The organism is Microvirga sp. KLBC 81 (assembly GCF_003075415.1).
Taxonomy (GTDB): Bacteria; Pseudomonadota; Alphaproteobacteria; order Rhizobiales; family Beijerinckiaceae; genus Microvirga.
The window spans coordinates 1-12,379 of sequence record NZ_QDAH01000043.1; the positions used below are offsets into that span (position 1 = coordinate 1).

At 57.1% G+C, this 12,379-nt stretch carries 12 protein-coding genes; 3 read left to right on the forward strand and 9 right to left on the reverse strand.

Going from position 1 to position 12,379, the window contains the following annotated elements; all coding sequences use genetic code 11:
- Positions 1 to 174 precede the first annotated feature (174 nt).
- Genes hsdR through DC522_RS21710 form a run of 3 tightly spaced genes read left to right on the forward strand, consistent with a single transcriptional unit; the run spans position 175 to position 5,810 of the window.
- Entirely contained in the window at positions 175 to 2,613 is a 2,439-nt protein-coding gene (gene hsdR / locus DC522_RS21700) for an EcoAI/FtnUII family type I restriction enzme subunit R (RefSeq protein WP_116530750.1), read from the forward strand.
- A 3-nt stretch (positions 2,614 to 2,616) separates the two neighbouring features.
- Positions 2,617 to 4,074 (forward strand): class I SAM-dependent DNA methyltransferase, encoded by a 1,458-nt coding sequence (locus DC522_RS21705; protein WP_116530712.1) that lies wholly within the window; start codon positions 2,617 to 2,619, stop codon positions 4,072 to 4,074.
- On the forward strand, positions 4,071 to 5,810 hold the full coding sequence (locus DC522_RS21710; protein WP_116530713.1) for a restriction endonuclease subunit S: 1,740 nt from the start codon (positions 4,071 to 4,073) through the stop codon (positions 5,808 to 5,810). The genes DC522_RS21705 and DC522_RS21710 overlap by 4 nt, the downstream gene beginning before the upstream one ends.
- Positions 5,811 to 5,839: 29 nt before the next feature.
- Here the strand turns inward: DC522_RS21710 and DC522_RS21715 are convergent, their stop codons facing one another.
- The 9 genes from DC522_RS21715 to DC522_RS21750 all read right to left on the reverse strand — a co-directional run bounded on the left by DC522_RS21715 (position 5,840) and on the right by DC522_RS21750 (position 12,358).
- Positions 5,840 to 6,175 carry a hypothetical protein gene (locus DC522_RS21715; RefSeq protein ID WP_116530714.1) on the reverse strand — a complete coding sequence of 112 codons (336 nt, stop codon included), beginning with the start codon at positions 6,173 to 6,175 and terminating at the stop codon, positions 5,840 to 5,842.
- 181 nt (positions 6,176 to 6,356) lie between these two features.
- Positions 6,357 to 6,710 carry a hypothetical protein gene (locus tag DC522_RS21720; protein WP_116530715.1) on the reverse strand — a complete coding sequence of 118 codons (354 nt, stop codon included), beginning with the start codon at positions 6,708 to 6,710 and terminating at the stop codon, positions 6,357 to 6,359.
- A 92-nt stretch (positions 6,711 to 6,802) separates the two neighbouring features.
- Entirely contained in the window at positions 6,803 to 7,189 is a 387-nt protein-coding gene (locus DC522_RS37355; RefSeq protein ID WP_371680185.1) for an HNH endonuclease signature motif containing protein, read from the reverse strand.
- Between the two features lie 910 nt (positions 7,190 to 8,099).
- Positions 8,100 to 8,606: a hypothetical protein gene (locus tag DC522_RS21725; RefSeq protein WP_116530716.1), complete on the reverse strand. Its 507-nt coding sequence runs from the start codon at positions 8,604 to 8,606 to the stop codon at positions 8,100 to 8,102.
- A gap of 153 nt (positions 8,607 to 8,759) precedes the next feature.
- Positions 8,760 to 9,761 (reverse strand): hypothetical protein, encoded by a 1,002-nt coding sequence (locus DC522_RS21730; protein WP_133239337.1) that lies wholly within the window; start codon positions 9,759 to 9,761, stop codon positions 8,760 to 8,762.
- A gap of 61 nt (positions 9,762 to 9,822) precedes the next feature.
- Complete coding sequence (locus DC522_RS21735; RefSeq protein ID WP_116530718.1) at positions 9,823 to 10,263, reverse strand: hypothetical protein; 441 nt, start codon at positions 10,261 to 10,263, stop codon at positions 9,823 to 9,825.
- Positions 10,260 to 11,108, reverse strand: a complete 849-nt coding sequence (locus DC522_RS21740; protein WP_116530719.1) for a hypothetical protein — start codon at positions 11,106 to 11,108, stop codon at positions 10,260 to 10,262. The genes DC522_RS21735 and DC522_RS21740 overlap by 4 nt, the downstream gene beginning before the upstream one ends.
- Positions 11,109 to 11,404: 296 nt before the next feature.
- Positions 11,405 to 11,617, reverse strand: a complete 213-nt coding sequence (locus DC522_RS21745) for an AlpA family transcriptional regulator (protein ID WP_116530720.1) — start codon at positions 11,615 to 11,617, stop codon at positions 11,405 to 11,407.
- A 111-nt stretch (positions 11,618 to 11,728) separates the two neighbouring features.
- Positions 11,729 to 12,358: a hypothetical protein gene (locus DC522_RS21750; protein WP_165820243.1), complete on the reverse strand. Its 630-nt coding sequence runs from the start codon at positions 12,356 to 12,358 to the stop codon at positions 11,729 to 11,731.
- Positions 12,359 to 12,379 lie beyond the last annotated feature (21 nt).

A 12,379-nucleotide genomic window follows, 5' to 3' on the forward strand; every position in this document is an offset into this window, starting at 1 on the left:
GAGAGCCAAGATGAGTGAATCACGAAGCCGCCACACCGCATAGCCCCAACGATTCCGTCAGAACTGCCGTTGCTCTAGCAAGAGCTGTAGCATTTAATGTAGCGCTTAATACAGGCGCAAAATCCACGCGAACGAGGAAAGTGCCTCTCTCGTGTGGTGAATTCGGGGGCTAACCTGGACAAGCGGGGGCTGAGCGAGCGCGATATCTGTACCAAGTTCATCACACCGGCGCTCAGAAGCGCCGGGTGGGATGAACTCACCCAGATTCGCGAAGAGGTGAGTTTCACCAAAGGCCGCATCATCGTTCGTGGGAAGTTGGTCAGCCGAGGGAAAGGCAAACGGGCCGACTATATCCTCTACTACAAGCCGAATATCCCGATCGCCCTCATTGAGGCAAAGGACAACAGCCACAGTATCGGTGATGGCCTTCAGCAAGCCCTCGAATATGCAGATATTCTCGACATCCCGTTTGTGTTCTCATCAAACGGCGATGGTTTCGTTTTCCATGATCGCACCGGCGCAAGCCCAACGCTGGAATCAACGCTCAGCCTGGACGCCTTCCCGTCGCCTGTCGATCTATGGGCGCGCTATCGCAACTGGAAAGGCTTGACCGACCAGGCGGAGCGGATCGTCCTTCAAGATTACTACAACGACGGCAGCGGAAAGGCTCCGCGTTATTACCAAGTCAATGCTGTCAATGCAGCGGTCGAGGCAATTGCCAGTGGTCGCGATCGTATCCTGCTGGTCATGGCGACTGGCACGGGCAAGACATACACCGCATTCCAGATCATCTGGCGATTGTGGAAGGCGGGCGTCAAGAAGCGCATCTTGTTCCTGGCCGACCGCAACGTTCTGATCGACCAGACGATGGTAAACGACTTCCGTCCCTTTGGGGGCAAGATGGCGAAGCTATCGACTAAGGCGAAGACCATTGAACGAGCGGATGGCACTGAGGTCGATCTTACCCTTGCGCTCGACAAGAAACGCCGCATCGATCCCGCCTATGAGATTTATCTTGGTCTGTATCAGGCGATTACCGGGCCGGAAGAGCGTCAAAAGCTGTTTCGAGAATTCTCGCCCACCTTTTTCGACCTGATCATTATTGATGAATGTCATCGCGGCAGCGCGGCTGAGGATGCGGCATGGCGGGAAATCCTTGAGTATTTTTCCTCTGCCACCCAGATCGGCCTCACTGCGACGCCAAAGGAAACCAAGTACATTTCGAATATCGCCTATTTTGGCGACCCGGTTTACTCGTATTCTTTGAAACAGGGTATCCGCGACGGCTTTCTCGCCCCTTACAAAGTGATCAAGGTTCACATCGACCGCGACGTGGAAGGTTACCGGCCCGAGAAGGGGCAGCTCGATCGAAACGGTGAGGAGGTCGAGGACCGGATCTATAACAGCAAAGACTTTGATCGGACCTTGGTTCTGGATGACCGAACCAAACTCGTGGCTAAGAAGGTCACTGAGTTCTTGAAGGACAGCGGTGACCGATTTCAGAAAACGATCGTTTTTTGCGTTGATGAGGAGCATGCCGCGCGAATGCGGCAAGCCCTCATCAACAAGAATGCCGATCTTATGACCGAGAACCACCGCTATGTCATGCGGATCACGGGCAGCGATGCCGATGGTCAAGCGCAACTCGGTAACTTCATCGACCCGGAAGCAAAATATCCTGTGCTTGTCACGACATCGCGCCTTCTCTCGACCGGTGTCGATGCGCAGACTTGCCGCCTTATCGTGCTCGATCGTGAGGTTGGCTCGATGACGGAGTTCAAACAGATTGTCGGGCGCGGAACGCGGGTGCACGAGGACACGCGCAAGTTCTACTTCACTCTTATCGACTTCCGAGGTGCGACCAACCATTTCGCCGACCCCGAGTTTGATGGCGAGCCGGTGCAAGTTTATTCTCCAGATACTGGGCAATCCATCACGCCACCAGAGGATGAGCCACCAAACGAGGGTGAGCCGCTGCCGCTCGGCCCTGATGGCAGCGAGACGATCCTAATCAACCCGGTCGATCCTCCACCTCCTAGCGCCACAACACGCAAAATCTATGTCGATGGCATAGGGGCCACAATCCTTGCTGAGCGCGTCGAGTATCTCGATGAAGATGGGAAGCTGGTCACTGAAACCCTGCGGGACTTTACTAAGAAGGCGATCAGGAGACGCTTCGCCAGCCTCGACACCTTCCTCAAACGCTGGAAATCTGAGGAACGTAAGCAGGCCGTCATCGAAGAACTCGCTGCCGAAGGCTTGCTGCTCGACCCGCTCGTTGAGGAGGTCGGCAAGGACCTCGATCCCTTTGACATAATTTGCCACGTTGCGTTCGATAAAAAGCCGCTCACTCGTCGCGAGCGCGCGGAGAACGTGAAGAAGCGTGACGTGTTCACGAAATACGGCCATCAGGCGCGTGCCGTCCTTGAGGCGCTGCTCGCCAAGTATGCCGACGAGGGTGTTCTAAACCTCGACGATACTAACGTGCTGCGGATTGCACCATTCACGGCCCTTGGTACGCCGGTACAACTCATTAAGGCATTCGGCGATAAAAGCGGCTTTGAGCGAGCCGTTCACGAATTGCAATCCGCTCTCTATCAGGAAGCTGCCTAATCCATGTCCGTTCGTGCCATCGTCAAATCCATCCAGGACATCATGCGACAGGATACCGGTGTTGATGGCGATGCCCAGCGCATCAGCCAGCTGTGCTGGATGTTTTTCCTTAAGATCATCGATGATCAGGACCAAGAACTCGAATTGATGAGGTCCGGATACCGATCACCCATTCCGGAAAAGTTTCAGTGGCGAGCTTGGGCCGCAGACCCGGAGGGTATCACCGGCGATACCCTCCTGACCTTCATCAATGATGAACTATTCCCCAGGCTCAAAAACTTGCAGATCACAGGTGACGCGGGGGATCGCCGTCGTGTCGTCCACGACGTGTTTGAGGATGCCTATAATTATATGAAGTCGGGCCAGCTGATGCGGCAGGTCGTTAACAAGATCAACGCCATCGACTTCAACAATCTAACGGAACGTCAGCACTTCGGCGATATTTATGAGCAGATCCTAAACGACCTGCAATCAGCTGGGAATGCGGGCGAGTATTATACGCCGCGCGCCGTTACAGCCTTTATGGCTAACCGAATTGATCCACGACCCGGCGAAATCTTTTTCGATCCGGCGTGTGGCACGGGCGGATTTCTCACCTGTGCAATACGTCACATGCGCGACCATTATGTGAAGCGACCGGAGGATGAGGAGAAGATGCAGGGCGCACTGCGGGCGGTCGAGAAGAAGCAGCTTCCTCACATGCTCTGTGTCACGAATATGCTGCTTCACGGCATCGAAGACCCGAGTTTCGTGCGACACGACAATACACTCGCACGGCCTTACATCAGCTGGGAGCAAAAGGATCGCGTAGACGTCATTTTGACAAACCCACCGTTCGGTGGCCGAGAAGAGGACGGGATCGAGAGTAACTTTCCCGCCCATTTCCGTACACGCGAAACCGCGGACCTGTTCCTCGCGCTCATCATTCGCTTGCTCAAGCCAGGTGGACGGGCCGCCGTGGTGCTACCTGATGGCACATTGTTTGGCGAGGGTGTCAAGACACGCCTCAAGGAACACCTGATGGAGGAATGCAACCTCCACACGATCGTCCGCCTGCCTAATTCTGTCTTCAAACCTTATGCCTCGATCGGCACCAACCTGCTGTTCTTCGAGAAGGGTGAGCCAACCAAAGACATCTGGTTCTACGAGCACCAAGTACCGGAGGGACAGAAAGCCTATTCAATGACGAAGCCTATCCGCTTCGAACATCTGCAAGGCTGTATCGACTGGTGGGGCGGCAAGGAGCGCAAAGGGCGCGAGGCAAGCCCACAGGCGTGGAAGGTAACGGCTGAGGAAGTGAAGGCGCGCGGATATAACCTGGATTTTAAGAACCCGCATGCAGTAGCCGATGATCATGGGGATCCGGAAACGCTTTGGCAGGACTTGCGCGCCGCCCAGATTCGAACGGCAGCATTACGCGATCAGTTAAAGAACATCCTTGCTGAGGCGCTGGCCCGATGAATGCTGAACACCTGCTCGCCCACTACGAACGCATTGCCGATGCGCCCGATGCAATCGCCAAACTGCGTCGCTTCATTCTGGACCTCGCCGTACGCGGCAAGCTCGTGCCACAGGACCCCAAAGACGAGCCAGCATCGCAACTGCTTACACGCATTGCGGACGAGAAGGCACTGTTGGTGAAGGCTGGAGGGCTTAAGAAATCGGATCGAGTTGCGGACCTAACTAACTCGGATCATGGCTTGCTAGTGCCAAACGGATGGGCAATCACAGATCTACAGTCGGTTTGCACTTCTGTCACGGATGGGGATCACCTTCCACCTCCGAAAGCTGAAACCGGCATACCGTTCTTGGTCATCGGAAATATTCGCAATCAACGCGTTGACTTCGCCGGATCTAGGTTTGTGCCGATGCATTACTACGAAGCCCTTGATCCAATACGGCGTCCAACAAGCGGTGACCTGCTGTACACGCTTGTCGGGTCGTATGGTATACCCGTAGTAGTCCGCGATAGTCAGCCGTTCTGCGTTCAGCGACACATCGGCATTTTGCGACCTTCCTCACTGGTAGACATAGACTTCCTGGCTCGTTCTATGGAGAGCCGCCTTGTGTTTGATCAAGCGACAGCTTGCGCTACAGGTATTGCACAAAAAACTGTTCCATTATCAGGGCTCAGGAAGCTTTTGATTCCTCTACCGCCTCTCGCTGAACAGCGCCGCATCGCGGCGAAAGTCGCTGAACTTATGGCGCTTTGCGACCAGTTGGAAGCGGCGCGCTTGGATGAGGAGGCGAGGCGTGATCGACTGACGGCTGCGAGCCTAGCACGTCTCAATGCGCCTGATCCGGACACTTTTCAGAACGACGCCCGCTTTGCGCTCGACGTTCTTCCAGAACTTACGGTACGCCCCGACCAAGTCGCTCAAGTGCGCAAGGCTATCCTCAACCTCGCCGCACGTGGCAAGCTGGTTCCGCAGTCCCCAGAGGATGAGCCAGCCTCGGAACTGCTTAAGCGAATTGCGAAGGAGAAGCGCGGTTCAGTGAAGCGCCTTCGGCGTCGCCGAAGCGACGGTGGCGATGACAAAGTTTCGGCACGGCCGTTCGAGTTGCCGCAGGGTTGGGAATGGACCAACCTCGGTGAACTCTCGGTTGAAATGAGATACGGGACGGCGAAGAAGTGCGACTACGAAACCGTTGGCGTACCCGTATTGCGCATTCCAAATGTCTCAGGCGGGCAAATTAGCTTGAAGGATCTTAAGTATGGGCCGCTGACAGAGAGTGAGGCTGAGGAACTGAGCCTCCGCCGTGGTGATCTGCTGGTCGTTCGATCGAATGGCAGTCTCGACATTGTTGGTCGCGCAACGGAAGTCGATCAATCTGCGGAAGGTATGGCTTATGCCGGGTACCTTGTTCGGGTTCGATTAAGCGTCGACAATCTGCTGCCTCGCTTTATTTCGTTAGTAATGAATACAGATCACCTGCGCGACCAGATTGAGAAGCCCATCAGATCAACGGTCGGGCTAAAGAATGTGAATTCAGCGGAACTGGCTGCACTTAGCATACCGCTACCTCCCTTAGCCGAACAGCAGCGCATTGTCGCCAAGGCCAACGAGTTGATGGGGATATGTGATCGTTTGGAAGACAGCATTACAAATACTGACGCAGCTAAGAAGCGTCTGTTGGATGCAGTACTATACGAGGCGCTTGCACCTGCCCACCGTGTTCTTGAAGCTGCTGAGTAGCTTTTGGAATAGGGGGGAAAATTTGACGATCAGTCCCGGTTGGCATCCATGTAGTCGTCGGGATCCGCGTAGTCATCGGGCAAGGAGCCGACCGCAATTTCGATCCCCTCGATCCGGCCTTCGGTCGCCCGCTTTGCGGCTTCTTCGGCCTCGATCCGGTTCGCCCACTTTTTTCGGCCAGGACGAGTGCCGAACTGCTGCTCCGGCTGAGGACTGTCTCGGTTTAGTTCCCGATAGATCGTGTAGCCGTCCAGGACGAAGAGCCTACGGTTCCATTCAGGGAAAAAATCGTACTTCCCATGGCGTTTAACTTGGAACGGTTCAGCCGCTCCGCTTTCTTTCCGACTGTCCTCTGGTTCTTTCATAACGCTCCTCCTTTAAAAGGCGTGGCAGGTATTTCATTTGGGGGATCTGCACTCCACTGGAGAACAGCATCACAAATGCTGATGCAATCGGAGGGCGCTTGTTAGAGACAGTGCTTCACGAAGCGTTCGCTCCTGCCCAACGCACTCTCCGAGTGTCTGAGTAGCCTTTAAGGATCGATGATCATCCCCAGCTGGGATCCGTGTATTCATCGGGATAGCTGTTGCCATTGAGATCAATGTGTTCATAGGGTAGGTATCCGACCGCAATTTCGATCCCCTCGGTCCAGCCTTCGGTTGCTCGCTTGGCGGCCTCTTCGGCCTCGATACGGTTCGTCCATTTCTTCCGGCCTGGAAGGAAGCCGAACTGCTGCTCCGGTCGGGGGCTATTCCGATTGACAACTCGATAGATTGTGTAGCCATCGACGACGAAGATCCTACGGTTCAGATCGTGGGAAAACTCATACTTTCCATGGCGTTTTACCTGGAAGGGTTCGTCCCTCCCGCCTGCCTCCCGCTCGTCTTCTGGCTCTGCCATAATGGTTTTCCCTCGGTCGTGATCCTGTCCGTGCTCACCTAGACTTCAAAGCCCTTTGAGCAGCGCCGAACAGTTTGTGGTTGCCAAGTGTCTTAAGTTTCGGCCTGCTGACGTCGCGTTTCCCACGCCTTCCGCGCTGCTGTCCTTCGCTTTCGGGTAGCAGCTGCTTTTGCACCAGCGTCCTTCATTCGGGCGGCATGGGTTGGCTTGCCTTCCGTCTGCTGCCAGTGCGCCCGCAGTAGCTTGATCGCCTCAAGCGGATACAACCCCGCATCGTACATCCAGTGATGGGTGTGGCAGAGATAGGCGAGATTATCCGGGTCATTGTTGCCTGCCGCGTGGTCGAGATGAGCGACTGTCAGACAGGTTGGGACCTGAAGCCCGCAAACAACGCAACACCGGAATGGATAGGCGGCTCGTGCAGTCCGGTGCGCCTCGCCTTGCCGACGTGGAGCTAGGAGGGAAAAAGTCTCGTTCATGCGTCCTCTAGAGACTTAACTGCTCTTGGGGGTGTAAGCTCTGATCAAGCCTATGCGCTATAAGTTATGGTCATGTGCAGGACGTCACTTTCCGTCCTTCTCCCAACGTCCCAAGGTCGTTCCGAACCGTTCGCGCAGTTCCGCAATCCTAGACTTCCCCGGAGTGGAGGCCGTGGGAGTATCGAAGATTGAGGCGGGTGTGGAGGTGCTTGAAACCGTCGAGGCAGGCTTGGGGTTCGGTGGTTCGAGTTTGTCGCCGTTGGCCCAGAGGTCCAGCGTCGTTCCGAAGCGTTCGCGCAGTTCAGCGATCCTTGATGTTCCGGGCGCTGAGGCGATAGGAGCGGTGGAGGCTGCGGCGACGACTTCTGGGAGGACAGTCTCAGGGAGGACAGAAGGTTGATAGGCAGGAGGCGATCCGTGGTCTAAACGGGATTTCTTCGCCCAAACGACATTGCCCGACCCCTGTCTAGCTGTCCTTTCCCATCTCATTGAAGGGATTACAAATCGATTAGGATAATATCTTCCGTCCGAAGCTTGGTAGATTTCCCCTCGGCGGCACGCCTCCTGAAGAGCAGCTTGAGCCTGACCAAGCGTCATTCCGGTTCTGTATTTTAAGCGATGCGGCGACACCCATCCCTTGGCACGGGCAATCTGACCAGGGGTCGGTCCCCAGGACGTCCGCTTCATGTCTACGCTCCTGAATTAAGACAGAAAGCCTACACTGGCCTGACGGATGATGACAAAGGCAAAAAGGTGGATACGGGAGGCGTGCATACATCTGACGCGCCTCCCACCACCACGATCCGCGAAGGCGAAGCAGACAATTCAGAAGCTTGCCGCCTCCAGCCATGACGAGAACCGGAGGCGGCAGACAGGGCGAGGGTCGGAGCCCCCCTCGGAAAGCCCCCGTCTATTCTGATCTTGTGCCGTTGAACCCAAGCTGGCGGGAAAGGTCGGCATCACCGGACCGCGCGACAGTCTCGGCAACCATGACACTCCATTCAACGATCCATGCATAATGCAGCTTGAAGCCGGAGCCGTTCGCCCAGCTTCCCGCCTTGAGGTACGGACAGCCAGCGCGCAGCCACGCTAGAACCGTCGAGACCCGTACATCCATCACCTCGGCGACGACTTCGATGGGTAGGGCGGGCGGTTCCTTGTCGTCATGGATCGTCTTCCAGTTCGCGAGCCTGTGCTTGATGTTCTCGACCATCCCGCTCCCGCCGCTTCGGCTTGCGGCGGGCGCAGGATCGCCGAGGTTGAGCGCCTTAAGGGCCGTTTGGAGGTGCCAAGCGCGATTGCCTGCAACGAGGCCATCCGGGGAGATACCGTCGAGAGCCTTCGCGACCGTGCGCCGGTCCCTGTTCAGTTCGACGGCCAAGGCGCTCAGGCTCCATAACTGCTTCTGCATTGCCATCTCTGGCCTCCTCGTGGTGGAGCGTTGATAAAATTTCCTTGCCTAGGAAAAGCCTGCGCCTCCCGTTCGCCCTCTCCGCGTTTAGGGCTAGGGACCCTCGGGCACTCCGACCGGAGGGCGTGACAGCCCTGTCACGCTCGTGGCTGTCCCATGTCACGAGCCGGACAGACCAAGCACGGCGAGCGGACTTGCATCGGGGCGACGCATGATCTCGATGCCCGAGGCAGCGGCCATGATGATGAAGGCTTCCTCGTCGCGCTCGACAGCCAGCAGATCGGCGAGAACTTCGGCTCTCTTCGCGGCTCTGGCCTCGTCGGTCAGCGCGGCGGCATCATCGGCCAGCTCGTCAATCTCGCGCTCAAGGGCGGCGGTCATGGCACTGGGATTGAGCCATGCGGCGAGAGCGAGCGGGTCAACTGTCCGAACAAGCGGCACATGCGGGGATGGTTTGCCATCAGCCCACATGGCAACGTCGGCACGGCTCATCGGCCATTCGATCTTCGCCCCAGCCTCCACGAGAGCACCAACGTTCGGGCAACCTTGCGCTGCAAGGCGCGCAACCTCGCGTTGGGCGGCCTCCTTCGCCTGTGCACTCGGAATTGGCGCGGCCTCGACACGAGCAAGATCAGCGTGCAGCTCACGCAGACGGCGACGGCATCGCTCGACCGCATCTGAAGGGGTTTCACCACGTTGGAGCTTCGGGACCGGAGCGACATGAGCCACCAGCTCACGGCCTCCTTGGCCCTTAACCCAAGCGTCGAGACCGGAAACAAGCCGTGCCAAATCCTGCCAACGGGAGGACCGCGCGTCATACAGGCTGTTGAGCCGCACCATCTCGTCGCCGATGCGGGCAGCCTTCGCCTGTTCGGCTGTCACGGTCGGATGATCGGGAGCGATCTGGAAGCCCCCGGCACCCGCCCCCATGGTCAGCCGCTTAATGTGACTATCGATCTGCTGCTTCTCGTTGCGCAGCTCGTTGAGTTCACCGGTCAGGCTAACGAGAACCGCGTGAGCATCCTTCGCCTGCTGGCGTAGATTTAAAAGTTTGTCACGCGCCTCAGCACGCAGATCATCGACCGGGTCACCATTAACGGCCAATGGCGATACAGAGAGCGCGGCGTTCACGGCATCAACAGCTCGATCCCAGAGCTTCATGGTCAGGTCATCCTTATTTCCCAAGAACAAGGATGCACCTGAACCATGGCACTGAAAACGCTTATTTCAGTGCCAAAATCTTTCGAATTGCGCGCGGCCTGAGTGGATTATCTCTGGCTTTAAGAATGCGCCACAGCAGTTCACCTTGCTTGCCTACGTGACGAACTGGGCATGCATCGTGCATGCGTTCGCGCAGCCAGCCAGTTGCTGCGTATCTTTGCAGATCACGGGCCAGCTCGCGCGCCTGCGCAGAGGGCGGCAAATCAGGATAGAACCTGATTGCCGCCTCGCGCAGAAGATCGTTGCGCAGGGCAAGGGCGGCTTGGGTGGCAAGGGTGCGCTGGCCGGGGCCATGCGCCAAGCCAAGAACCGGCTCGACCGGCTGACCGGTGATGACGCCTCGAATGACTGAAGCGAGAAGACGCGCGTCTTCATCGGCTAGCGGTGCGCAGGTTTCAAGCACCTTAGCCAGATTGAAGAGGCGCTGAACGATGGCCGTCATGATGCGACCTTAAGGCGGATCGTGACAGCGCCTCCCAGCTTGGGAGCTGGGGACGCTATCACGCCCGCTGCATCGCGTCTGTCATTGACGGAGTATGTCAACGGCGGAGGGGGAACGGGGAGCGTGATGTTAGCCCCAAGGCGAACGTCACGCTCCCTGTTCGCCCGTTCCAGATGGGCGATAATCTTGGAAATCGTGTCGCCTCTGTTCGACCTATTTAATCTCCTCTTATGCTCCCTTGTGGAACCGACATTCTCAGCGGAACCGACTTTCTCGTTTTCGGCCTTTTTGAGTTGCCGATAGTAGGACGCCTGAGACAAGCCCGAAGCCTCGATAGCTGCCCGGCGCTCCGCCGCCGCGCGGGATCGGTCCTCTTGTGTCGGGCGTCCCTCTGCCAGCCGCTGGGCCGCCTTGCGGTTGCGGTCGCGCTCTTTCCTCCTCGCGTTGCGAGCGGCGTTCTTCGCGGCTCCTTCAGCCGTTTGAGCGCGCTCGCGGGCGCGGCGCTTGCGTCCCGCCTCGGGTGTTTCGTCAATGGCGTAGGCCAACCAGAAATCGATCGCATCGCGCTCGGCGGTCGTAAGCTCCAGCAGCTCGCCCCGCTGCTTGAGCGAGAGGTGACGCCCCCGCTGCCTGCGCTCTTGCTCCCGAGCGATAATCTCTTGCGCCAGATGCGACGCCAGATTGGCAAGTCCGATCCTGCAACACTGATGTCGCAGGCTCACCAAATTGAAGTCGTCGAGTTCGGCGGCAATAACCTGCGCCCAGCCGTGCAGATTGATGGGAATGCCGTGCCGACGCCGTAACGCAGCGAGTTTCCTCAGTTTGCCCATTATGATAGAGGGCATTCGGGAGAAACCGCCTCTTTGACCGAGTCGGGATTTTCCTGTGTTGGCTGCTTCACGGTGATGCGCACGCGTGTTTTCAGGATTGCGCACTGGCGAGTCCTTCGCATCATGGCAGGACGTACATCCCACCCGGCGTTTTGTTTGTAAGACAGCAACAGACCGGCCCTAATTGCCCGCTTGCAGGCGGATGGAGCCGAGTGGACTGAAGCAAATGTCGAGTTGATCAATGGTCCGTCGCGCCGCCTTACAGCAGGGACCCGCCCCCAACTTCCAATCGGTAGAGGGACACTAGAAGATCAGCTTCTCTCGCGCCGCCCCCCCTCGCCCACGCGTGGGCGAGACGTGATCCATTCATCGATTTCGGCCTCGATGAAAGCAATGCGCTTGCTCGTAACCTGGACTGGGGCGGGAAACTGCTGTGCTGCCACCTTGCGGCGGATCGTCGACCGACCAAGCCCGGTCTTCAGGCATGTATGCTTCTCAGAAATAAGCCGGGGGGTGCTGTGCATGTCGATGTCTCCTTGGTTCGTGAGACACCATATTGATCATAGGCGCGGTCGCTCCGGCATGGTGGCGGAGCAACTAATTCTGGCTCACGCCACCATGCCGATGCTTCAACCTTAATCCCCCTTCTCGCGCCACCGCGCGCCGCCTGGGTATCTCTTTGACTGTTCTTCGCGCTTCCAACGAGCAACAGCATCTTTGAAGGTGCTATGTTTAGGTTCGGGAAGATTGCCTACCTCATGAACGAGGTTGAGGAAGCGAAAAAGCGGTCCTTCCGGCGTATGAGCAACTCGACGGCCAGCCTGCTCCCATAGCTCAAATAATCTTGGCCATAGGAGAGTCGTGATCACCGACTTTTCGGTCGCAAACTGCAGATCAAAGAAGTGGCGAAGATCCTCGTCATTCTTGAGAAAAGCTCCCGCGCCTTCCACAATCTTATCCAGTTGAGAACTGAAGTCGCTCACGATCCCGATGCTATCACACTCAAAGCTTTCGCTATCCGACCTCGGTTTAGAAAGGCGCTCACGCATCGCGTCTCGTCCCTCGATCAATATCGCAGTTCGCACCGGTCCCTCCCGCAGGAGACGTGCGAGCATACGGGCATGATGGCGCACATCTTCAATCCAAATACGTGCCGCTGTGAAAGTTCGGGGAGCCTTCCGGCGGAGATCCTGAAAGAACGGCACCGCGAAAACATATCCTGTAATGATTCCTTCGACGCGAACGATCTCCGTTTCGTTTCTCAACCCTAGGAGTTTGCAAAGCCG

Excerpts from the sequence above, each read along its gene's own strand:
- DC522_RS21730 (WP_133239337.1), bottom strand. The coding sequence starts at position 9,761 with ATGAAGCTCTGGGATCGAGCTGTTGATGCCGTGAACGCCGCGCTCTCT.
- DC522_RS21705 (WP_116530712.1), top strand. The coding sequence starts at position 2,617 with ATGTCCGTTCGTGCCATCGTCAAATCCATCCAGGACATCATGCGACAG.
- DC522_RS21745 (WP_116530720.1), bottom strand. The coding sequence starts at position 11,617 with ATGCACAGCACCCCCCGGCTTATTTCTGAGAAGCATACATGCCTGAAG.
- DC522_RS21740 (WP_116530719.1), bottom strand. The coding sequence starts at position 11,108 with ATGCCCTCTATCATAATGGGCAAACTGAGGAAACTCGCTGCGTTACGG.
- DC522_RS21715 (WP_116530714.1), bottom strand. The coding sequence starts at position 6,175 with ATGAAAGAACCAGAGGACAGTCGGAAAGAAAGCGGAGCGGCTGAACCG.
- DC522_RS37355 (WP_371680185.1), bottom strand. The coding sequence starts at position 7,189 with ATGAACGAGACTTTTTCCCTCCTAGCTCCACGTCGGCAAGGCGAGGCG.
- DC522_RS21735 (WP_116530718.1), bottom strand. The coding sequence starts at position 10,263 with ATGACGGCCATCGTTCAGCGCCTCTTCAATCTGGCTAAGGTGCTTGAA.
- DC522_RS21725 (WP_116530716.1), bottom strand. The coding sequence starts at position 8,606 with ATGGCAATGCAGAAGCAGTTATGGAGCCTGAGCGCCTTGGCCGTCGAA.
- DC522_RS21710 (WP_116530713.1), top strand. The coding sequence starts at position 4,071 with ATGAATGCTGAACACCTGCTCGCCCACTACGAACGCATTGCCGATGCG.
- DC522_RS21720 (WP_116530715.1), bottom strand. The coding sequence starts at position 6,710 with ATGGCAGAGCCAGAAGACGAGCGGGAGGCAGGCGGGAGGGACGAACCC.